General features: G+C 65.9%; 20 protein-coding genes. 19 read left to right on the plus strand and 1 reads right to left on the minus strand.

The window, feature by feature from the left end; translation table 11 throughout:
- Window positions 1-100: 100 nt before the first annotated feature.
- From mrtJ to dsbD, 7 genes are all read left to right on the plus strand, one after another.
- Window positions 101-472 carry a JDVT-CTERM system glutamic-type intramembrane protease MrtJ gene (gene mrtJ, locus GJV26_RS25330; RefSeq protein ID WP_155711398.1) on the plus strand — a complete coding sequence of 124 codons (372 nt, stop codon included), beginning with the start codon at window positions 101-103 and terminating at the stop codon, window positions 470-472.
- An 80-nt stretch (window positions 473-552) separates the two neighbouring features.
- A complete protein-coding gene (locus tag GJV26_RS25335; protein WP_155711399.1) occupies window positions 553-2,760 on the plus strand; it encodes a choice-of-anchor D domain-containing protein in 2,208 nt (735 codons plus the stop codon).
- Window positions 2,761-2,768: 8 nt separating this feature from the next.
- The gene (locus GJV26_RS25340; RefSeq protein WP_155711400.1) at window positions 2,769-3,284 is read left to right on the plus strand and encodes a TlpA family protein disulfide reductase; all 516 of its coding nucleotides are present in this window, start codon (window positions 2,769-2,771) and stop codon (window positions 3,282-3,284) included.
- Window positions 3,281-3,502: a DUF4266 domain-containing protein gene (locus GJV26_RS25345; protein ID WP_155711401.1), complete on the plus strand. Its 222-nt coding sequence runs from the start codon at window positions 3,281-3,283 to the stop codon at window positions 3,500-3,502. Before GJV26_RS25340 ends, GJV26_RS25345 begins: the two co-directional genes overlap by 4 nt.
- A 9-nt stretch (window positions 3,503-3,511) precedes the next feature.
- Window positions 3,512-4,669, plus strand: a complete 1,158-nt coding sequence (locus tag GJV26_RS25350; RefSeq protein WP_155711402.1) for a DUF3570 domain-containing protein — start codon at window positions 3,512-3,514, stop codon at window positions 4,667-4,669.
- The gene (locus GJV26_RS25355; RefSeq protein WP_155711403.1) at window positions 4,663-5,574 is read left to right on the plus strand and encodes an FAD:protein FMN transferase; all 912 of its coding nucleotides are present in this window, start codon (window positions 4,663-4,665) and stop codon (window positions 5,572-5,574) included. Before GJV26_RS25350 ends, GJV26_RS25355 begins: the two co-directional genes overlap by 7 nt.
- The gene (dsbD, locus tag GJV26_RS25360) at window positions 5,571-7,400 is read left to right on the plus strand and encodes a protein-disulfide reductase DsbD (RefSeq protein ID WP_155711404.1); all 1,830 of its coding nucleotides are present in this window, start codon (window positions 5,571-5,573) and stop codon (window positions 7,398-7,400) included. Before GJV26_RS25355 ends, dsbD begins: the two co-directional genes overlap by 4 nt.
- 84 nt (window positions 7,401-7,484) lie before the next feature.
- Here the strand turns inward: dsbD and GJV26_RS25365 are convergent, their stop codons facing one another.
- Window positions 7,485-7,808: a hypothetical protein gene (locus tag GJV26_RS25365; RefSeq protein WP_155711405.1), complete on the minus strand. Its 324-nt coding sequence runs from the start codon at window positions 7,806-7,808 to the stop codon at window positions 7,485-7,487.
- A gap of 367 nt (window positions 7,809-8,175) precedes the next feature.
- On the opposite strand from GJV26_RS25365, the gene rpsB reads away from it, so the two are divergent.
- From rpsB to fabZ, 12 genes are all read left to right on the plus strand, one after another.
- Window positions 8,176-8,931, plus strand: a complete 756-nt coding sequence (gene rpsB, locus GJV26_RS25370; protein WP_155711406.1) for a 30S ribosomal protein S2 — start codon at window positions 8,176-8,178, stop codon at window positions 8,929-8,931.
- A 162-nt stretch (window positions 8,932-9,093) separates the two neighbouring features.
- The gene (gene tsf, locus GJV26_RS25375) at window positions 9,094-10,008 is read left to right on the plus strand and encodes a translation elongation factor Ts (RefSeq protein ID WP_155711407.1); all 915 of its coding nucleotides are present in this window, start codon (window positions 9,094-9,096) and stop codon (window positions 10,006-10,008) included.
- Between the two features lie 168 nt (window positions 10,009-10,176).
- On the plus strand, window positions 10,177-10,893 hold the full coding sequence (pyrH, locus tag GJV26_RS25380) for a UMP kinase (protein ID WP_155711408.1): 717 nt from the start codon (window positions 10,177-10,179) through the stop codon (window positions 10,891-10,893).
- A 191-nt stretch (window positions 10,894-11,084) separates the two neighbouring features.
- A complete protein-coding gene (frr, locus tag GJV26_RS25385; protein WP_155711409.1) occupies window positions 11,085-11,645 on the plus strand; it encodes a ribosome recycling factor in 561 nt (186 codons plus the stop codon).
- A 145-nt stretch (window positions 11,646-11,790) separates the two neighbouring features.
- Window positions 11,791-12,534, plus strand: coding sequence for a polyprenyl diphosphate synthase (gene uppS / locus GJV26_RS25390; RefSeq protein ID WP_155711410.1), 744 nt, complete (start codon window positions 11,791-11,793; stop codon window positions 12,532-12,534).
- A gap of 16 nt (window positions 12,535-12,550) precedes the next feature.
- Window positions 12,551-13,384, plus strand: a complete 834-nt coding sequence (locus GJV26_RS25395; RefSeq protein ID WP_155711411.1) for a phosphatidate cytidylyltransferase — start codon at window positions 12,551-12,553, stop codon at window positions 13,382-13,384.
- Between the two features lie 48 nt (window positions 13,385-13,432).
- Window positions 13,433-14,635, plus strand: coding sequence for a 1-deoxy-D-xylulose-5-phosphate reductoisomerase (ispC, locus tag GJV26_RS25400; protein WP_155711412.1), 1,203 nt, complete (start codon window positions 13,433-13,435; stop codon window positions 14,633-14,635).
- Window positions 14,636-14,657: 22 nt separating this feature from the next.
- A complete protein-coding gene (gene rseP, locus GJV26_RS25405; protein WP_155711413.1) occupies window positions 14,658-16,016 on the plus strand; it encodes an RIP metalloprotease RseP in 1,359 nt (452 codons plus the stop codon).
- A gap of 135 nt (window positions 16,017-16,151) precedes the next feature.
- A complete protein-coding gene (gene bamA / locus GJV26_RS25410; RefSeq protein ID WP_155711414.1) occupies window positions 16,152-18,485 on the plus strand; it encodes an outer membrane protein assembly factor BamA in 2,334 nt (777 codons plus the stop codon).
- Between the two features lie 29 nt (window positions 18,486-18,514).
- Window positions 18,515-19,039, plus strand: a complete 525-nt coding sequence (locus GJV26_RS25415) for an OmpH/Skp family outer membrane protein (protein WP_229419679.1) — start codon at window positions 18,515-18,517, stop codon at window positions 19,037-19,039.
- Window positions 19,040-19,112: 73 nt separating this feature from the next.
- A complete protein-coding gene (lpxD, locus tag GJV26_RS25420; RefSeq protein ID WP_155711416.1) occupies window positions 19,113-20,183 on the plus strand; it encodes a UDP-3-O-(3-hydroxymyristoyl)glucosamine N-acyltransferase in 1,071 nt (356 codons plus the stop codon).
- Window positions 20,180-20,650 (plus strand): 3-hydroxyacyl-ACP dehydratase FabZ, encoded by a 471-nt coding sequence (gene fabZ, locus GJV26_RS25425; RefSeq protein WP_155711417.1) that lies wholly within the window; start codon window positions 20,180-20,182, stop codon window positions 20,648-20,650. Before lpxD ends, fabZ begins: the two co-directional genes overlap by 4 nt.
- Window positions 20,651-20,657: the final 7 nt, after the last annotated feature.

Genomic DNA, 20,657 nt, shown 5'->3' on the forward strand with positions numbered 1-20,657 from the left:
TCCCATCGCATTGAACCGATGCGCCCCGGCCAGGGATTTACTGCCGTATTTCACCGCAGCCACCGCTGCCGGTAGCCGTTGCACTCGCTTTGGACCGCCCATGCCGTTCCACGATTTCCTTGACGGTCAGCTTGCCTGCACCGGACAGCTCGCCGCACCCGATGCCGCCGCCGTGGTGCGCCTGTTGCTGCTGGCGCCGTTGCTGGAGGAGTGGGTGGTGCGGGCCGGACTGCAGGAATGGCTGATCCGGCGCGGGCGGCTGCATGGGGGGCAGGGCGGTGCGGTGCCTGTCGCATTGTCGACCGCCGCGTTCGGCATGCTGCATCTCGGTTCCGGCTGGCACGCGGTACTGCCGGTGCTGGCGCCGGGACTGGCGATGGCGGTGCTTTACCAGTGCCGCCGCGACTGGCGCCTGTGCGCGCTGCTGCACTGCGGTTTCAATGCGCTGGCCCTGTGGGGCTGTGTTCGTTAACATCGGGGAGTCCTATGAACGGCTTGTATGGCAGTCTCAATGCCTTGTGCAGTCTCATTGCCTTGCGCAGTCCCGCTCGCATGCCCGGCCGCTCCCATGGCCGCGCCTTCGCTCCTGCTCGTCTGTTGATATCCCTGCTGGTATCGCTGCTGCTTTCGCTGCTTGCCGGAGCGCCGCATGCGCATGCGGCCGATGCCCTGAACGGCAGGAACCTGTACCTGAACGGCCCGGCCGGCGGCGGCACGGCCTGCGCGTCCTGTCACGGGCCCACGCCCGCGAACAACGTCAGCGGCATCCTCGCGGCGGCGAACAACCCCGGCGTCATCACCAGGGCCTTCGCGGCCAACCGGGGCGGCATGGGAGCCCTGTACAACGGCCGCTTCACCCCTGCCGAGATCGAGGACCTGGCCGCGTTCATCGGCAACCCCGGCGTGACTCCCGCCCCCGTCGCCTCGGTCAGCCCGGCTTCGCTGAGCTTCGCGGCCACGCCCCTCGGCCAGTCGGCCGGCCCGCTCGCCGCCACGCTCGCCAACAGCGGCAGCGGGCCGCTGAACGTGGCCGCGCTGTCGCTCACCGGCGCGGCCGCGGGCGACTATGCGATCAGCGGCGGCAGCTGCGCCAATGGCGCCGTGGTGGCGGCGGGCGCGAGCTGCACCGTGCAGATCGGTTTCCGGCCTTCCGCCGCCGGCACGCGCGATGCGTCGCTGGTCATCGCCCACAACGCCACCGGCGGTTCCAGCACGGTGGGGCTGAGCGGCACGGGCAACGCGGTGCCGCAGGCAACCATCGCGCTGTCGGCCAATGCCATCGACTTCGGGGCGCTGGTCGCCGGTGTCGCTTCGCCCGCGCGGGCGATCACGGTCAACAACACCGGGCAGGCGGCGCTCGCTTTCACCGGTATCGCCGTCGGCGGCGCCGACCCCGGCTTGTTCACGCTGGGCGGCAGTTGCGGCACCGCCTCGCCGGTGCCGGCCGGCGGCAGCTGCACGGTGACCGTGACCGCCAGCGCGTCCGCCGGCGGCGCCTTCAGCGGCAGCCTTTCGCTGGTTTCCAATGCTTCCAACGGCACGGTGTCGGTAGCGCTGGGCGGCACGGTCGCCGCGGCCGCCCCGGCGATCGCCGCCAGTCCGTCGGCGGTGGCATTTGGTTCCCAGACCGTCGGCGGCGCGCCCGCCAGCCAGGCCGTCACGCTCGCCAACACCGGCAACGTGGCGCTCGCCATGGGCAACATCGGCGTATCGGGCTCGGCCGCCATCACGATCGCGGGCAACACGTGCGGCACGACGCTGGCCGTGGGCGCCGGCTGCACCGTGACGCTGGCTTTCGCGCCACAGGCGGAAGGCCCGGCGGCGGCAACGCTGGCAGTGGCATCGAACGCCGCGGCGCTGCAGGTGACGGTCAGCGGCAGCGGCACGACCGCGCCGGTGGCCAGGCCCGCGCTATCCGAACCGGGGCCGGTGGCATTCGCCGACACGCGGGTCGGGCAGGGCGCCGCCGCCCGCACGATCACGCTGGCGAACAACGGCACGGCGGCGCTGAAGATCGCTTCGCTGGTGCTGGACGGCGCGGCGGTTGCCGATTTCAGGTTGGCGGGTACCTGCGCCGCCAACGTCACCGTCAGCCCGGGCGGCAACTGCACCATCGACATCGGCTTCCATCCCGCGGCGCCCGGGCAGCGTGCAGCGACGATGCTGCTGGTCACCGACGGGGGCAGCCAGTTCACGGTTGCCCTGGCCGGAACCGGGGTGGCCGTGCCGGTGCCGATGCTGGCGGTGTCCCCGCAATCCTTCGACTTCGGCAGCACGGACGTGAACGGCACCGCGCCGACGCGCCGCTTTGCCGTGACCAATGGCGGCGGCAATCCCGCCGTGCTGACAGGTGCCTCCTTTGCGGGACCGTTCTCCCTGCAGGCCGACAGCGGTGCTTGCGCGGCGTTCCCGTTCACGTTGCAGCCGGGTGCCGCCTGCGACCTGGTGGTGCGCTTCGCGCCCACGGTCGGCGGCGACGCCAGCGGCAGCATGGTGCTGGCCGCCGAAGGCGGCAGCCCGTTGACGGTGGCGCTGAGCGGCAGGGGCGCGGTGCCCGCGGTGCAGGTGCCGGCGGCACCGCAGAACAACGGCGGCAGCGGGTGCTCCGCCGCCACCAGCGGCAACGATCCGGTGCTGGCCCTGCTGGTGGCCCTGTCAGTCGCCGTGCTGGCATGGCGCCGGGCCATGGACAAATCCGCACAAGAATCCGTACAAGAGTCCGTACAAGAATCAGTAAACAAGCAAGGGAGGCAGGCATGAGGATCCGAATGGCATGGAGTGCAGGCGTTCCGCGCCTGCCGGCAACACTGGCGGGAGTGGCGATGGTGCTGGGCGCGTCCACCGCATCGGCGCTCGACCGCGGCGCCGCGGCCCCGCAGTTCGAGTTGCCCGGCAAGGAGGGCGCGGTGCAACTGGCGCAGTTCCGGGGCAAGCTGGTGTACGTGGATTTCTGGGCCTCGTGGTGCGGCCCGTGCCGCCAGTCGTTCCCGTGGATGAACGAGATGCAGGCGCGCTACGGCGCGCGCGGGCTGCAGGTCGTCGGCGTGAACCTCGACGCGAAAGCCGGCGATGCCCACCTGTTCCTGGCGGAGAACCCGGCGCGGTTCACGATCGCGTTCGATCCGGCCGGGGCCACGCCGCGCGCCTACGGCATCAAGGGCATGCCGAGCAGCGTGCTGGTGGGGCCGGACGGCAAGGTGCTGTTCGAACACGCCGGCTTCAAGCCGGCCGATCGCGCCGGCCTGGAACAACAGATCCGGCAGGCACTGGGAGAGCCGAAATGACGGCACGCATAACGATTGCGCTCGGATGGCTCGCCCTTGCCGCGCTGCTGGCGGGCTGCGCCGGCGTGCAACCCTGGGAGAAGGGAAAGCTGGCCAGGCCCGAAATGACCTTCGGCGCGGACACGCTCGAGACGCGCTTCGCCGAGCATATCTATACCAGCCGCGAAGGCGCTGCGGGCGGCGCCGGGGTGGGTGGCGGCGGCTGCGGCTGCAATTGAGGAGACCACATGACGATACCCATCCAGCCAGACGGTGACACCGATGCGTTCGCCCTGCCTGCCTCGCTGCTCGCCGCCGCGCTGCTGCTCCCCGGCGTGGAGGCCTGCGCGCAGACACCGCCCGAGCATGGCAGCATCAGCCTGCGCTACCTCGATTATGCGGACCGCCAGCCCGGCCTGGACCGTATCCGCGTGCACTCGCCGTCCATTGCCGTGGTCGCGCCGATCGCGGGAGAATGGTCGCTGGAAGGCACGCTGACGGCCGACGACGTGTCCGGCGCCACGCCGCGCTACCACACCGCCGTTTCCGGCGCCTCGCGCATGGCGGACGACCGCAAGGCGGGGGGCGCCAGCGTGACCCGCTACTTCCGGCGCGGCACGCTGACCGCCAGCGCGGCGTATTCGACCGAGCACGATTACGTGTCGCGCGCGCTGTCGGTCAACGGCACGGTGTCCAGCGAGGATAACAACACCACGTGGGCCTTCGGCCTGGCCGGCAGCAGGGACCGCATCGACCCGGTCAACCATATCGTCGAGAACGAGCGCCGGCGCACGGTGAGCGTGCTGGCCGGCGTGACCCGGGTGCTGACGCCGAACGACATCGGCCAGGTCACGCTGACGCGCACCAACGGCAGCGGTTACTACGACGATCCCTACAAACTGTTCGACAACCGGCCCCGCTCGCGGTGGCAGAACACCGTGCTGCTGCGCTGGAACCACCACCTGGACGGCACGGGCGGCACCAGCCGCCTGGGTTACCGCTATTACAGCGATTCGTACGGCATACGCGCGCACACGCTGTCCGGCGAATACGTGCACCCGGTCGGCGAGGGCTGGAGCGTGGTGCCGGAACTGCGCCTGTACACGCAGCGCGCCGCCCGCTTCTATTACGACCCCGTGTACGACAGCGCGCTGGGCGAGCCGTTCCCGCCGGGCTTTGCCGGCGGCGGCGGCCGGTTCTCGTCGGCGGACCAGCGCCTGTCCGGCTTCGGCGCCGTGACGGTGGGCATCAAGGTGGCGGGCCGCATCAACAGGTGGTGGACCGTCGATTTCAAGGTGGAGGCCTACGAACAGCGCGGCAGCTGGCGCCTGTTCGGCGACGGCAGCCCCGGGCTGGCGCCGCTGCGCGCCCGCATGTTCCAGTTCGGGGTGACACGGCAATGGTAGAACGGGTTTACCGGTTTCCGTTCCGCGCGATGGCCAGCCCCTGCGAGATCCGGCTGGCCGCGCCGGATGCGCGCATCGCGGCGCAGGCGGCGCTGGACGCCATCGCCGACGTGCAGCGCATCGAAGCGGGCTATTCGCGCTATCGGCGGGACAGCATCGTCGGCCGTATCAATGCCGCCGCGGGGCGCGATTTCGTGGAGTGCGACGAGGAGACCTGCCAGCTGCTCGGCTATGCGGACCACCTTTACCACGCCAGCGGCGGGCTGTTCGACATCACCTCCGGCGTGCTGCGCCGCGCCTGGGATTTTCGCCAGCCCCGCTTGCCCGACCCCGCGCTGCTCGCGGCGGCGCTGGCGCTGGTGGACTGGCGGGCCGTGCGCCGCGAAGGCAACCGCATCATGCTGCCGCGCCCGGGCATGGAAATCGACTTCGGCGGCTTCGGCAAGGAATACGCGGCCGACCGCGCCGCCACGCTGCTGATGCGCCACGGGGTGCGGCACGGCTACGTGAACCTGGGCGGCGACATGCGCTTCGCCGGGCCGCAGCCGGACGGCCAGCCCTGGCTGATCGGCATCCAGGACCCGCGCGACGAGGAGGGTACCGTGGCCGGCATCGAAGTCAGCCAGGGCGCGCTGACCACCAGCGGCGACTACGAACGCTTCGTCGAGATCGACGGCCGGCGCTACTGCCACGTGCTGAACCCGCGCACGGGCATGCCGGTATCGTACTGGCGCTCGGTGAGCGTGCTCGCGCCGCTGGCCGTGCTGGGCGGCAGCGTGTCGACCATCGCCATGCTGAAGGAAGAGGAGGGCCTGCCCTTCCTCGCCGCCAGCGGCGTCAGCTACCTGGCCATCGACAGCGCGGGCCGCACGCATCATCACAAGGTATCGGGAGAATACGCATGAAACACATCATCCGGTGGCTGGCCGTGCTGCTGTTGCTCGCAGCCGGCATTTCGCGGGCGGCGCATGCCGCCGACGATTTCCTGGCGCCCGAACAGGCGTTCCAGGTGGGCGCCGAGCTGCGCGGCGACCGCACCGTGCGCCTGGCATGGGCCATCGCGCCCGGCTACCACCTCTATCGCGAACGCCTCGTCTTCGGCAGCCCGCAGACCGGGCAGCCTGCCTTGCCGGACGGGCTGCGCAAGTTCGACGCCAACTTCAACAAGGAGATGGAAACCCATGCGGGCCGGCTGGTGGCGGACCTGCCGTTGAAGGCGGGCGCGAAGGCGCCGTTCCTGCTGAAAGTCGGCTACCAGGGCTGCGCCGACGAGGGCCTGTGCTATCCGCCCGCCGAGGTGGCGTTCCAGGTCGATCCGTCCACGCCCGGCGCGCTGCGGCCGGTGGCCCTGCCGGCCGGCGCCGCGCCGGTGGCGGCGGCGTCCGCCGCTGTCGGCAAGGTGCCGGATGCGCCCGTACCCGAGGACGACAGCTCGCTGGCGCAGCGCACGCTGCGAAGTGGCAGCGCGTGGCGCATCGGCCTGGCCTTCCTGGCGTTCGGGCTGCTGCTGTCGTTCACGCCCTGCGTGCTGCCGATGGTGCCGATCCTGTCGTCGATCATCGTCGGCGGCGGCCAGGTGTCGCGCGGCAAGGGCTTTGCGCTGGCGCTGGTGTACAGCCTGGGCATGGCTGCCGTCTACACGGCGCTCGGCGTGGCGGCGGGGCTGGCGGGCGAGGGCCTGGCCGGCGCCCTGCAGAAGCCCTGGGTGCTGCTGCTGTTCGGCGCCTTGCTCGTGGCGCTGGCGCTTTCCATGTTCGACGTCTACCAGCTGCAGTTGCCCGGCAGCCTGCAGAGCCGGGTGAGCGAGACCAGCGGCCGCATGAGCGGCGGGCGCGCCGCCGGCGTGTTCGGCATGGGGGCGCTGTCGGCGCTGATCGTCGGCCCCTGCGTGGCCGCGCCGCTGGCGGGCGCGCTGCTCTACATCAGCCAGACCCGCGACGTGTGGACGGGCGGCTGGGCGCTGTTCTCGATGGCGGCCGGCATGAGCGTGCCGCTGCTGGTGACGGGCATCTCGGCCGGCAGCCTGCTGCCGCGCGCCGGTGCCTGGATGGACCAGGTCAAGCGGGTGTTCGGGCTGCTGCTGATCGCGGTGGCGATCTGGATGGTGATGCCGGTGTTTCCTGTTCCTGTCGCCATGCTGCTGTGGGGAGCGTTTGCCGTGCTCTGCGCGGTGTTCCTGCGCGTGTTCGAGCCGGTTGCTTCCGGGGCCGGGTTGCGCGGTTATGCGGGACGGACGCTGGGGGTCGTGCTGCTGGCGTGCGGGCTGTTCGAACTGTTCGGTGCCGCGAGCGGGGGGCGGGATGTGCTGCAGCCGCTGGCGCATCTGCGCGGCGGGCCCGTTTCGGCCACCGCATCCACGGCGCACGAGGGCGGAGAAGTACGGTTCCAGCGTATCCGCAACGTGGCCGAGCTGGAACAGACGCTGGCGGCGCACGATGGTCCCGTGATGCTGGATTTTTATGCCGACTGGTGCGTTTCGTGCAAGGAAATGGAGCGTTTCACGTTTTCCAGGCCCGAAGTGGCGGCGCGGATGAAGGGCGTGCGGCTGTTGCAGGCCGATGTGACCGCCAATAACGAGCACGACCGCGCGCTGATGAAGAAGTTCGGGCTGTTCGGGCCGCCCGGCATCATCCTGTTCAGGCAGGGCAGGGAGGTGCCGGACAGCCGCGTCATCGGGTTCATGGGTGCGGAGCAGTTTGCCCGTCACCTGGCACGGTCTTTCGAGTCGTGACCCGGAAAGCACCGTATTTTTGATACCAGGTTGCCAGGGAGGCTGTTACCGGGGCCTCCCCGGATCGTTACGCCGTTTCCGGCATTACGCACTTGGCCGGTCTTCCGGCGCCTCGTCGGTTCCCGTCAGATATCCCTCGTCGGCAGCCAGTTGCGCATCCGGCGGCAGCTTCTCGTGCGCCCGCGCCCGGTCGAGCAGCACATGCACGGTCTCGATCTTGTTGCGGATGGCCTCACCCAGCGAAGCCAGCGTCAGCGGTTCCGGCAGCATCAGCTCGCAGGATTCTGCCGCGCGGGCCGCCGGGTGGCCCGTTTCGATTTCGCCCTGCGCGCCCGTCTCGTCGCGTTCGACCAGTTGCAATGCGTGACGTAATCCCTGTTCCAGCTGTTCAAGTTTGCTTGATTCCATCCTGCACCTCCGACTAAGTAAGTAGCGTCAGGATACGCCGCTGAGCAACGCGAGGTCGCGCGGTATCGGGCAGCAGTCGCCGGCAATGCGATACGGTAACCGATGGAATCATGACAGTGGATACATTCTCATTTGTTCCAAAGGGCGGGAGTTCTCCAGTGAATGGCGCAAATCAAGCGAAGACCCCGAATTTGTTGACTCACGTCCAACTTGCCCATCAAACGCGACTAGGCTACAATCTCGGGTTGCTCGAACTCACTCCGAGTAATGTTGTAAAAATCCTACTTTTTTATAAACTCGAACCCGCTCGACAAGGGTGCCCGCAAGGGTGACTGAGCAGGTTCCAGACCCAACCCTGGAGTAAAACATGTCTGTAACGATGCGTGAAATGCTGGAAGCCGGCGTCCACTTCGGTCACCAAACCCGATTCTGGAACCCAAAGATGGCTCCGTTCATCTTCGGCCACCGCAACAAGATTCACATCATCAACCTGGAAAAGACCATGGATCTGTACCAGGAGGCGATGAAGACTGTTCGCCAACTGTCCGCAAACCGTGGCACCATCCTGATGGTGGGCACCAAGCGCCAGGCGCGCGACATCATCGCCGCTGAAGCACAGCGTGCCGGTGTTCCTTATGTCGACCAGCGTTGGCTGGGCGGCATGCTGACCAACTTCAAGACCATCAAGACCTCGATCAAGCGCCTGAAAGACATGGAAGCCCAGATCGAAGACGGTTCGGTCGAGAAGCTGACCAAGAAGGATGCACTGCTGTTCTCGCGCGAAATGGAAAAGCTGCAGAAGTCCATCGGCGGCATCAAGGAAATGGGCGGCGTGCCTGACGCGATCTTCGTGGTCGACGTCGGCTACCACAAAGGCGCGATCACCGAAGCCCAGAAGCTGGGTATCCCGGTCATCGGCGTGGTTGACACCAACCACTCGCCAGAAGGCGTGACCCACGTTATCCCTGGTAACGACGATTCGTCCAAAGCGATCACCCTGTACGCCCGCGGCGTGGCAGATGCGATCCTGGAAGGCCGTGCCAATGCTTCCGCCGATGTGCTGGAGCAGATCAAGACGGCAGCCGGCGACGAGTTCGTTGAAGTGAACGAACAGGCTCAATAAGCAGGCCTGGTGCCGGTGTCCGCCTCGGCTGACATCGGCACTACACAATTTGCTGTTAAAAGGGGGTGGCTTCCGGCTCCCCTTTTTTTTAACGACATGCCGGCTGAGCAGGCTGCCGCAAGGCGCCGCCCTGGCACCCCCACCGAATACAGGAGAAAACATATGGCAGCGATTACCGCAGCAATGGTCGGCGAACTGCGCGCGAAGACCGACGCACCGATGATGGAATGCAAGAAGGCCCTGACCGAAGCGGCCGGGGACATGGACAAGGCAGAAGAGATCCTGCGCGTCAAGCTGGGCGGCAAGGCATCGAAAGCATCGGCACGCGTGACCGCCGAAGGCGTCGTGGCAACCTACATCGCCGGCAACGTGGGCGCCCTGATCGAAGTGAACTCCGAAACCGACTTCGTCGCCAAGAACGACGATTTCCTGAACCTGGCGAACACCGCCGCCAAGCTGGTTGCCGAAAACAACCCGGCCGACGTGGCTGCCCTGCTGGCCCTGCCAGCCGGCGACGGCAAGACGCTGGACGAAGTGCGTTCCGCCCTGATCGGCAAGATCGGCGAAAACATGTCGATCCGTCGCTTCCAGCGCTTTGAAACCACCGGCAAGCTGGCTTCGTACCTGCACGGCACCCGTATCGGCGTGATCGTCGACTTCGAAGGCGCCGAAGACCAGGTGGGCAAAGACGTGGCGATGCACATCGCCGCGATGAAGCCGGTGTCGCTGTCGTCCGACCAGGTGCCTGCAGAGCTGATCGAAAAAGAGCGCTCGGTTGCTCAGGCCAAGGCCGACGAAGATGCAGCCCAGGCCGCCGCTGCCGGCAAGCCGGCCCAGTCGCCGGAAATCGTGGCCAAGCGCCTCGAAGGCTCGGTGCAGAAGTACCTGAAAGAAGTTTCGCTGCTGAACCAGGCATTCGTGAAGAACGACAAGCAGTCGGTCGAGCAGATGCTGAAGGCCGCCAATGCGACCGTCAAGGGCTTCACCATGTACGTGGTGGGCGAGGGCATCGAGAAGAAAGTAGACGATTTCGCAGCCGAAGTAGCAGCCCAGATGGCTGCTTCCAAGGGAGCGTAATTAATAAACGGGCCGCAAGGCCCGTTTTTTTAGGAAGCGCCCATAAAATCCAAAACCAATCGTCCCCACGCGGGTAGCACGGTTGGAGTATCACCCGGCGCAATCGGCTTTGACGCTATCATTGCCGCCGGAATGTGACCGAATATATTTACTTAGGAGCCCCAGCTCATGTCAAAACCAGCCTACAAGCGCGTCCTCCTCAAACTGTCCGGTGAAGCCCTGATGGGCGACGACGCGTATGGCATCAACCGCGCCACGATCGACCGGATGGTCGCCGACGTGGCCGAGGTCGCGAAACTGGGCGTGGAACTGGCAGTCGTGATCGGCGGCGGCAACATCTTCCGTGGCGTGGCGCCTGGCGCCCAGGGCATGGACCGTGCCACCGCCGACTACATGGGCATGCTGGCCACCGTCATGAACGCACTGGCACTGGCCGATGCGATGCGCCACGTGGGCGTGGTCGCCCGCGTGATGTCGGCGATCGGCATCGAGCAGGTCGTCGAGCCGTATGTGCGCCCGAAAGCGCTGCAGTACCTGGAAGAAGGCAAGGTCGTGATCTTCGCGGCCGGCACCGGCAACCCGTTCTTTACCACCGATACCGCCGCCGCGCTGCGCGGTTCGGAAATGTCGGCCGAGATCGTGCTGAAAGCCACCAAGGTCGACGGCGTCTACAGTGCCGATCCGAAGAAGGACCCGAACGCCACGCTGTACCACACCATCAGCTTCGACGAAGCGATCGCCGGCCAGCTGCAGGTGATGGACGCCACCGCGTTCGCGCTGTGCCGCGACCAGAAGCTGCCGATCAAGGTCTTCTCCATCACCAAGCCGGGCGCAATGATGCGCGTGATTATGGGTGAGGAAGAGGGAACCCTGGTTCACGTCTGATGAAGGGTCGCGCTGAACCTGCTGCGCGTTGCATTTGCGGTCTCCGGTGCTCCGCTACGGCGGACCGATCGTACATAAAGTACGATTCCGCTCCTCGACCACAACTGCTGCCGCTCGCGACGGTTCAGCACTGACCCGAAGCGCTATCATAGATCAAGCAGAATTCCGTAAAAACGAAACAGGAGAGCAGCATGTCTACCGCTGACATCAAGAAAAACGCCCAGGAAAAAATGGCGAAGTCGCTGGAAACGCTGAAGAGCGATCTGGCCAAGGTGCGTACCGGCCGTGCCCACGTGGGCATTCTCGACCACGTGATGGTCGATTACTACGGCAATCCGACGGCGATCAACCAGGTGGCCAACCTGACGCTGATCGATGCGCGCACGATCGGCGTGACGCCGTTCGAAAAGAAACTGGGCAGCACGATCGAGAAGGCGATCCGCGACGCGGACCTGGGCCTGAATCCATCGTCGCAGGGCGACACGATCCGCGTGCCGACCCCGCCGCTGACCGAAGAGCGCCGCAAGGAAATGGTCAAGCTGTGCAAGAGCGAAGCCGAAGATGCGAAGATCGCCGTCCGTAACATCCGCCGCGATGCCAACGAACAGTTGAAGAAGCTGACGAAGGACAAGGCGATCTCGGAAGACGACGAGCGCCGCGCTTCCGACGACGTGCAAAAGCTGACCGACAAGGCAATCCTCGATATCGACAAGATCGTTGCCGAGAAAGAAAAGGAAGTCTTGACCGTCTAGAGCCGGCGCGGGTCCCGGTTAGCACCGGGGCCAGGCCGGCCAAAACCCGGGACAGTCCCTATTATCAGGAAAATATTTCTTGAAAATAGGTGCCTGTCCCCGGTTTTTTTTGTACAGTTCATCTTTTGGCATTAAAGCGTTACTAATGAGATATACGAGTTCGACGACCGCGGTGCCCGAAGTGCCGAATGTGCCGCGCCATCTGGCGATCATCATGGACGGCAACGGCCGCTGGGCCACCAAGCGTTTCCTGCCCCGCGTGGCGGGCCACGTCAAGGGCGTGGACGCGGTGCGTACCGTCGTCGAGGCGTGCGTCAACCGCGGCATCGAGTACCTGACCGTGTTCGCGTTCAGCTCCGAGAACTGGCGGCGGCCCGAAGAGGAAGTATCGCTGCTGATGCGCCTGTTCATGACCGCGCTGGAGCGCGAAGTGGCGAAGATGCATGCCAATAACATTCGCCTGAAAATCGTCGGCGACCTGTCCCGTTTCGACCAGAAACTGCGCGACATGATCGCCACCGCGGAACGCAAGACGGCCAACAACACCCGCCTCACCGTGACCGTGTGCGCCAACTATGGCGGCCGCTGGGATATCATGCAGGCGATCGGCAAGATGGTGGCCGCGCATCCGGGCGCCACCGATTTCTCCGAAGCGCAGCTCGCCCCGCACCTGGCCATGGCCTATGCGCCGGAGCCGGACCTGTTCATCCGCACCGGCGGCGAGGAACGCATCTCGAATTTCCTGCTGTGGCAGCTGGCTTACACCGAGCTGTATTTCACGGATACGTACTGGCCCGACTTTACCGCCGAGAAGCTCGACGAGGCGATCGCGTCGTACCAGCACCGGGAACGCCGCTTCGGCCGTACCGGCGAACAACTGAAAAAATAACAAACACAATCAAAGCATGCTGAAGACCCGGATCATTACCGCAGTCATCCTGTTCGTCGTGCTGGTGGCCGTGCTGTTCTCCGGCTCGCTGCCGGCGGTGCAGGCGGTCGTTGCCATCGCGTTTGGCGCGGCCACGTGGGAAACCTTCCGGCTGTTCAAGCTGCGCGCGGCGGTCGTCGTGGCCGTGTGCTGGACGGCGGCGTTCGCCTACACCTTCTTCTTCAACCACGGCCTGGAGCAGGCCCGCTTCTGGCTGGCGCTCGGCGTGGCCATCTGGCTGCTGCGCTTCTTCCCGTCGCTGAAAGTCGGCCTGCCGCCGATGGAAGGGTTCGGCAACACGCTGCTGGCGATGGTGTACGCGGCCACGCTGGTGTCGTGCTTCGTGGCGATCCTGCTGCTGTTCCAGCGCTCGGCCCTGTACCTGGTTTCCGTGATGGCGCTCGTGTTCATCGCCGATATCGGCGCCTACTTCTCCGGCAAGAAATTCGGCCGGCGCAAGCTGGCGCCCACGATTTCCCCGGGCAAATCCGTCGAAGGCGCCGTCGGCGGCTGGATCGCCGTGCTGGTCCTGTCGATCGCCACGATCCTCGCCGCCCCGTACCAGCCGTGGCTGCAGGATACCTTCGCCGTGCGCATGCAGGCGAAACTGGGCTGGGGCATTGCCCTGGCCGCGCTCACGGTCATCGTCGGCGCGTCGATCGTCGGCGACCTGTTCGAATCCCAGCTCAAGCGCCGCGCCGGCATGAAGGACAGCAGCAACCTGCTGCCCGGCCACGGCGGGGTGCTCGATCGCATCGACGCGCTGGTGCCAGTGCTGCCCATTGCAGCACTCATCGGCGGCTGGCTGTAAAAGAAACATGCCAGGCCTTACCTCCGGCAAGTTTCAAAGGAAATGAAAATGCAAAGCATCACTATCCTCGGCGCCACCGGCTCCATCGGCGTCTCCACGCTCGACGTCATCGCGCGTCATCCCGACCGTTACACCGTGCATGCGCTGTCGGCGCACAGCCGTGTCGAGGAACTGGCCGCGCAGTGCCGGCAGTTCGAGCCGCGGGTCGCCGTGGTCGGCAACGCGCATGCCGCGGACCAGCTCGCCGCGCTGCTGCGCTCGATGAACCTGAAAACCGAGGTGGCGTGGGGCGAGGACGCGCTGTGCGCTATCGCGTCGGCCCCCGAGGTGGGCGCGGTGATGGCCGCGATCGTCGGCGCCGCCGGCCTGGCGCCCACGCTGGCGGCGGCCCGCGCGGGCAAGAAGGTGCTGCTGGCGAACAAGGAAGCCCTGGTCATGAGCGGCCAGCTGTTCATGGATGCCGTGGAAGCTTCCGGCGCCACGCTGCTGCCGATCGATTCCGAGCACAACGCGATCTTCCAGTGCCTGCCGGCGAATTACCGCCGCGTGCCCGAAGCGGCCGGGGTCACGAAGATCCTGCTGACCGCCTCCGGCGGGCCGTTCCTGAAGCGCGCCGTGGAAACGCTCGACGCCGTCACGCCGGACGAGGCGTGCAAGCATCCGAAGTGGGTGATGGGCCGCAAGATCTCGGTCGATTCCGCCACGATGATGAACAAGGGTCTCGAAGTGATCGAGGCACACTGGCTGTTCGGCGCGCCGGCGGAGAAGATCGAGGTGGTGATCCACCCGCAATCGGTGATCCACTCGATGGTGTCGTATGCCGACGGTTCCGTGCTCGCCGAGCTGGGCAACCCGGACATGCGCACGCCGATCGCCAATGCGCTGGCCTATCCGGAGCGGATCGAGTCGGGCGTCGCCCAGCTCGATCTGACGCAGGTGGGAACGCTGCAGTTCGAAAAGCCCGACTTGAAGCGCTTCCCGTGCCTGGCGCTGGCGTTCGATGCGCTCAAGGCCGGCGGCACGGCGCCCGCGCTGCTCAATGCTGCCAACGAGGTCGCCGTGCAGGCGTTCCTCGACGGTCGCATCGGCTTCCGCCAGATCGACCGCGTGATCGCCGCCGTGATGGACGCGCTGCCGCATGGTCGCGCGTCTTCCATCGAGGCGGTGATGGCGCAGGATGCCGCGGCACGCGCCGCCGCCGAACGCATCGTCGCCGCGCCGGGCCAGCCGCTGAAGGCGGCCAGCGCCTGACACCCTGACCGAGGCCAGTGCCATGAACCTGCTGCAGACACTCCTAGCCTTCATCGTTGCGCTGGGCACGCTGGTGATCATCCACGAACTGGGCCATTACCTGGTGGCCCGCTGGTGCGGCGTGAAAGTGCTGCGCTTCTCGGTGGGCATGGGCCGCGTGGTCTGGTCGCGCCGCGTGGGGCCGGACCAGACGGAATGGGCCGTCTCCGCGCTGCCGCTGGGCGGCTACGTGAAGATGCTCGATGCGCGCGAACAGGATGTGAAGACGATCGCGGATGCCGACCTGCCGCGCGAGTTCACGCGCCAGAACGTTTGGAAGCGCATCGCCATCGTGGCCGCCGGGCCGATCGCCAATTTCCTGCTGGCGATCGTGCTGTTCGCCGGCCTGTACATGCACGGCATCGAGGAGCCGGCCACGCGCATTGCCGCGCCGGCCGCGCAGACGCCGGCGGCCATGGCCGGCCTGCAGCGCGACGACCGGATTCGCGCCGTCAACGGCACCGGAGTGGCCGGCTGGTCCGAGCTGCGCTGGCAGCTGATCCAGGCGGCGGTGGATGCCAAGGATGGCGGCGGCGCCAGCATCGAGGCCGAGCGGCCGGGCCGCGGCCGTTTCACCTTCGTGGTGCCCGCGGCCACGCTGCGCGGCCTCGATCTCGATGGCGATGTGCTGGGCGAGCTTGGGCTGAATATCTGGCTGCCGGCGCCCGTGCTGGGCAAGGTCGATCCGGCCGGAGCGGGTGCCCGCGCGGGCCTGCGAACCGGCGACCAGGTGGTGGCGATGGACGGTAAGCCGGTGGTCGATATCGGCGCGTTCAGCGCCGCGATCCGGCAGGCGGCGGATCGCCCCGTGCAGCTGGACGTGCGGCGCGCCGGCGCGCTGGTGCGGGTGCCGGTGGTGCCGGAGGCCGCCTCGGGTAAAGACGGTGTAACAGTCGGTAAGATCAAGGTCGAGCTGCTGGGCCGGCCGGATATGATCGTCGTGGCCGACGGCCCGTTCGGCGCGGTCGCGAAGGCGACGCGCAAGGTGTGGGACACCAGCGTGCTGACGGTGCGCATGATCGGCCGCATGATCATCGGCGAGGTCTCGTGGAAGAACGTGACCGGCCCGATCACGATCGCCGACTACGCGGGCCAGAGTTCGCGCATCGGCCTGGCGAGCTACCTGTCGTTCATGGCGGTCGTCAGCATCAGCCTGGGAGTGATGAATTTGCTCCCGATACCGGTTCTGGATGGCGGTCATTTGCTGTATTATTCGCTGGAAGTTTTGACTGGGCGCCCGGTGCCGGAGCGTTTTGGGGAGATTGCACAGCGTCTGGGTGTCGGGTTGTTGGTGACCTTGATGGCGCTCGCTGTGTTCAACGATGTCGCGCGGTTGTTATGATCCGCCCGGTCGCGTGTGCGGTCTCGTATTTGGGAAGCTGGTTCGGAATGATCGAGGGCGCAAGTGCCCTCCGGGTTTAACCGCCGCGGTTATACCGATCATCGCGAAACGGCTTTCACGCCATTTAAATTGCCAATGAAATTCAATTCTGACCGCTTTGCCTTGCCTCTGTTTCGCCGCTCGCTGATCGGTGCCGCCGTACTGGCCTTCTGCTCCGGCAGCGCCTTCGCCGTCCAACCCTTCGTCGTCAAGGACATCCGCGTCGAGGGCATCCAGCGTACCGAAGCGGGCACCGTGTTCAGCTACCTGCCGGTGCGCGTGGGCGAGACGTTCAGCGACGACAAGTCCGTCACGACGATCAAGGCGCTGTACGCGACCGGGATCTTCAAGGACGTGCGGCTGGAAAAGGATGGCGACGTGCTGGTGGTGATCGTCGAGGAACGCCCCGCGATCGCCAAGGTGGATTTCACCGGCACCAAGGAATTCGAGAAGGACATGCTCGTCACCGCGCTGAAGGATATCGGCGTGGGCGAGGCCAAGACCTTCGACAAGGCGACCGCCGACCGCGCCGAGCAGGAACTCAAGCGCCAGTACCTGTCGCGCGGCCTGTATGGCGTGAAGATCACCACCACCGTCACGCCGATGGAGCGCAACCGCGTTTCCATCATGTTCAATGTCGACGAAGGCGAAATCGCCCGCATCAAGCAGATCAATATTGTCGGCAACAAGGTGTTCTCGGACAAGGATCTGCGCAAGGAACTCGCGCTGAACACCTCCGGCTGGCTGAGCTGGTACACCAAGGCCGACCAGTATTCGAAGACGAAGCTGACCGGCGACCTGGAAGCGCTGAAATCGTTCTACCTGGACCGCGGCTACGTGGAGATGAACGTCGACTCCACGCAGGTGTCGATCACGCCGGACAAGAAGGACATCTACCTCACCATCAACATCACCGAAGGCGAGAAGTACAACGTCTCCGATATCAAGTTCGAAGGCGAGATGTTCGGCCGCGAGGAAGAACTGCGCTCGCTGGTGCTGCTCAAGCGCGGCGAAACGTATTCCGGTGCGCGCCTGACCGCCACCAACAAGCTGATCACCGACCGCCTGGGCACCTTCGGCTACGCGTTCGCCAACGTGAACGCCAACCCGGAAGTGGACCGCGAAAAGCGCGAAGTGGCCTTCACGTTCTTCATCGACCCGGGCAAGCGCGCCTATGTGCGCCACATGAATATCCAGGGCAACACCACCACGCGCGACGAAGTGATCCGCCGCGAGTTCCGCCAGTTCGAATCGAGCTGGTACGACGCCAACAAGATCAAGCTCTCGCGCGACCGCGTCGACCGCCTCGGCTACTTCAAGGATGTAACGGTGGACACGCCGGAAGCGCAGGGCACGTCCGACCAGGTGGACGTGAACCTGACCGTGGTCGAAAAACCGACCGGCAACTTCCAGATCGGCGGCGCGTTCTCGCAGGCCGAGAAGTTCAGCCTGTCCGCCTCGATCCAGCAGGCCAACTTCGCCGGCTCTGGCAACACCGTGGGCATCGAGCTGAACACCAGCAAGTACAGCCGCACGATCGCCTTCTCGCAGACCAATCCGTACTTCACGGACGACGGCGTATCGCAGAGCTACGAGCTGTACCTGCGTACCTTCGAACCGCCGGCGGTCAACATCGGCGCCTATTCGATCAAGCAGAAGGGCGGCCGCGTCAGCTGGGGCGTGCCGTTCTCCGAAGTCGATACGGTGTTCTTCGGCATCGGCCTGGAGCATGCCACCGTCGAAACCGACTCGACGTCGCCGACGTACTTCAAGAAATACGTGCGCGACCTGGGCGGCCCGGCGAGCGGCGAGGGTTCCGTGTCGTCGAACTCGGTGCCGCTGACGCTGGCCTGGGGCCGCGACAGCCGCGACAGCGCGGTGACGCCGACGATCGGCCGCTACCAGCGCGCCAACCTGGAGCTGGACCTGATCGGCGATTCGAAGTACTTCCGCGCCGTGTACGAGCAGCAGTGGTACCGCCCGATCACCTCGTGGGCCACGCTGGCGCTGAAGGGCGAGTTCGACTACGGCCACGGCATCGGCGACCGTCCGTATCCGGTGTTCAAGAACTTCTATGCCGGCGGCATCGGCTCGGTGCGCGGCTACTACAGCTCGTCGCTGGGTTACCTCGACACCAACGGCGACGCGCTGGGCGGCGCCTCGCGCCTGATCGGCAATGCCGAACTGCAATTCCCGTTCCCCGGCCAGGGCAAGGACCGCAGCCTGCGCTGGTTCGCGTTCTTCGATGGCGGCCAGGTCTACCAGGAGGGCGACAAGATGCGCCTGGCCGAGCTGCGCTTCTCGACCGGCCTGGGTGTGAGCTGGATTTCTCCGGTGGGCCCGCTGAAGTTGAGTTATGCTAAGCCTATCAATCCGATTACCGGCGACCGCCTGGAACGCTTCCAGTTCCAGATGGGTACCGGTTTCTGATCCGGACGAGTTAATTCAGGAGAAACATGTTGAAGACTGCATCCGCTACGCTTGGCAAGCTGTTTGCCGTGATGGCGCTGGGCTGGCTCGTGCTGGGCACTGCCCATGCCCAGTCCGCGCCGCAGTCATCGCGCATTGCCTGGCTGAGCCCCGAGCGCATCTATAACGAGTCGAAGCTGGCCAAGCTGGCGGGAGACAAGCTGAAGGAAGAGTTCTCGCCGCGCGAAAAGGCGATGAACGAACTGGGTGCGCGGCTGAAGACCGCCACCGAAAAATACACGAAGGAAGAAGCCACGCTGGGCGAGGTCGATCGTGCCCGGCGCCAGCGCGAGGTGGTGGAACTGGACAAGGATTTCCAGCGCCGCCAGCGCGAATTCCGCGAAGATCTCTCCCAGCGCACCAACGAGGAGCGCGCCGCCATTGCCGAGAAGGCCACGCGGATCATCAAGCAGCTCGCGCTGACCGAAGGCTTCGACATCGTGCTGCAGGATGCGGTGTGGGCCAACCCGCGCATCGACATCACCGACAAGGTGCTCTCGGCACTCGACAAGTAATCACGGAAATGCCGGCCGAAACTGCCGCGTCGCGGCAGCTCGGCCGGCTTTTCAACTTTTGATTGGATAGTTCATGAGCATTCGACTGGGAGACCTGGTCGAGCGCTTCGGCGGAGAGTTGATCGGCGACCCCAATACGCAGGTGGTGGGGATCGCGCCATTGACGGACGCCGGCGTTTCACACATCAGTTTCCTCTCCAACAGCAAGTTTCGCGCGCAGGCCGGGCAAAGCCGGGCGGCGGCGCTGATCCTGTCGCCGAACGACGATGCGCTGGTGGCGCAGACCTATGCCGGCGCGCGCATCGTCACGAAGAACCCCTACGCGTACTTCGCCCGCGCAGCCCAGCATTTCGAGGCGCTGACGGCGCTCGTGCCGGCGCCGGGCGTCCACCCGACCGCCTGGGTCGACCCCACCGCGCAGGTCGATGCCACGGCCCACATCGGCCCGCAGGCGACCGTCGAGGCGGGCGCGGTGGTCAAGGCCGGCGCGGTGATCGGCGCCGGCTGCTTCATCGGCCGCGAGGCGGTGGTGGGCGAGGGCACGCAGTTTTTCGCCAACGTGACGTTTCACGCGCGCTGCGTGATCGGCGCGCGCGGTATCCTGCATTCCGGTGCCGTGATCGGCACCGACGGCTTCGGCTTCGCCAACGAAGGCGGCGTCTACATCAAGATCCCGCAGGTCGGCCGCGTGGTGATCGGCGACGACGTCGACATCGGCGCGAACACGACCGTGGACCGCGGCGCGCTGGCGGACACGGTCATCGAGGATGGCGTGAAACTCGACAACCAGATCCAGATCGGCCATAACTGCCACATCGGCGCGCACACGGCGATGGCCGGCTGCGTGGGCGTGGCCGGCAGCGCGAAGATCGGCAAGTACTGCACCTTCGGCGGCGCGGCGATGGTGCTGGGGCACCTGACCATCGTCGACCACGTGCACGTGTCGTCGGCCAGCATGGTGTCGCGCTCGATCCTGGAGCCCGGCCAGTACACCGGCTTCTACCCGCTGGCGAAAAACAGCGAATGGGAAAAATCCGCCGCCATCGTGCGGAACCTGGGTGCCATGCGCGAGAAGATCCGCGCACTCGAGAAATCGATCAAAAATATAACTAGTCAAGCCAACGAGCAAGAAGACGAATCATGACCACTGCTGAAAACAAAACCCTGTGCATCAACCAGATCAAGGAACTGCTGCCGCACCGCTACCCGCTGCTGCTGGTGGACCGCGTGCTGACCTGGGAGGCGAACAAGTCGATCACCGCGATCAAGAACGTGACCATCAACGAGGAATTCTTCAATGGCCACTTCCCGCACAAGCCGGTGATGCCGGGCGTGCTGATGATCGAGGCGATGGCGCAGACCGCGGCCATCCTGTCGTTCCTGACGATGGGCATCAAGCCCGACGAGAACTCGGTGGTGTACTTCGTGGGCATCGACAACGCGCGCTTCAAGCGCCCGGTCGGCCCCGGCGACCAGCTGAAGATGGATGTCGAGATCGTGCGCGTGTCGCGCGGCATCTGGAAATACAAGGCCGTGGGCAGCGTCGACGGCCAGGTCGCCGTCGAGGCGGACCTGATGTGCACCATCCGTAACACGGCTGAAGCAGCGTAGAACCGGA

Origin of the sequence: Pseudoduganella dura (assembly GCF_009727155.1) — a bacterium.
GTDB classification, from domain to species: domain Bacteria; phylum Pseudomonadota; class Gammaproteobacteria; order Burkholderiales; family Burkholderiaceae_D; genus Rugamonas; species Rugamonas dura.

Excerpts from the sequence above, each read along its gene's own strand:
- bamA (WP_155711414.1), top strand. The coding sequence starts at position 16,152 with ATGAAATTCAATTCTGACCGCTTTGCCTTGCCTCTGTTTCGCCGCTCG.
- GJV26_RS25340 (WP_155711400.1), top strand. The coding sequence starts at position 2,769 with ATGGCATGGAGTGCAGGCGTTCCGCGCCTGCCGGCAACACTGGCGGGA.
- tsf (WP_155711407.1), top strand. The coding sequence starts at position 9,094 with ATGGCAGCGATTACCGCAGCAATGGTCGGCGAACTGCGCGCGAAGACC.
- GJV26_RS25365 (WP_155711405.1), bottom strand. The coding sequence starts at position 7,808 with ATGGAATCAAGCAAACTTGAACAGCTGGAACAGGGATTACGTCACGCA.
- pyrH (WP_155711408.1), top strand. The coding sequence starts at position 10,177 with ATGTCAAAACCAGCCTACAAGCGCGTCCTCCTCAAACTGTCCGGTGAA.
- rpsB (WP_155711406.1), top strand. The coding sequence starts at position 8,176 with ATGTCTGTAACGATGCGTGAAATGCTGGAAGCCGGCGTCCACTTCGGT.
- ispC (WP_155711412.1), top strand. The coding sequence starts at position 13,433 with ATGCAAAGCATCACTATCCTCGGCGCCACCGGCTCCATCGGCGTCTCC.
- frr (WP_155711409.1), top strand. The coding sequence starts at position 11,085 with ATGTCTACCGCTGACATCAAGAAAAACGCCCAGGAAAAAATGGCGAAG.
- dsbD (WP_155711404.1), top strand. The coding sequence starts at position 5,571 with ATGAAACACATCATCCGGTGGCTGGCCGTGCTGCTGTTGCTCGCAGCC.
- GJV26_RS25345 (WP_155711401.1), top strand. The coding sequence starts at position 3,281 with ATGACGGCACGCATAACGATTGCGCTCGGATGGCTCGCCCTTGCCGCG.
- lpxD (WP_155711416.1), top strand. The coding sequence starts at position 19,113 with ATGAGCATTCGACTGGGAGACCTGGTCGAGCGCTTCGGCGGAGAGTTG.
- mrtJ (WP_155711398.1), top strand. The coding sequence starts at position 101 with ATGCCGTTCCACGATTTCCTTGACGGTCAGCTTGCCTGCACCGGACAG.
- GJV26_RS25355 (WP_155711403.1), top strand. The coding sequence starts at position 4,663 with ATGGTAGAACGGGTTTACCGGTTTCCGTTCCGCGCGATGGCCAGCCCC.
- uppS (WP_155711410.1), top strand. The coding sequence starts at position 11,791 with ATGAGATATACGAGTTCGACGACCGCGGTGCCCGAAGTGCCGAATGTG.
- rseP (WP_155711413.1), top strand. The coding sequence starts at position 14,658 with ATGAACCTGCTGCAGACACTCCTAGCCTTCATCGTTGCGCTGGGCACG.
- GJV26_RS25395 (WP_155711411.1), top strand. The coding sequence starts at position 12,551 with ATGCTGAAGACCCGGATCATTACCGCAGTCATCCTGTTCGTCGTGCTG.
- GJV26_RS25335 (WP_155711399.1), top strand. The coding sequence starts at position 553 with ATGCCCGGCCGCTCCCATGGCCGCGCCTTCGCTCCTGCTCGTCTGTTG.
- fabZ (WP_155711417.1), top strand. The coding sequence starts at position 20,180 with ATGACCACTGCTGAAAACAAAACCCTGTGCATCAACCAGATCAAGGAA.
- GJV26_RS25350 (WP_155711402.1), top strand. The coding sequence starts at position 3,512 with ATGACGATACCCATCCAGCCAGACGGTGACACCGATGCGTTCGCCCTG.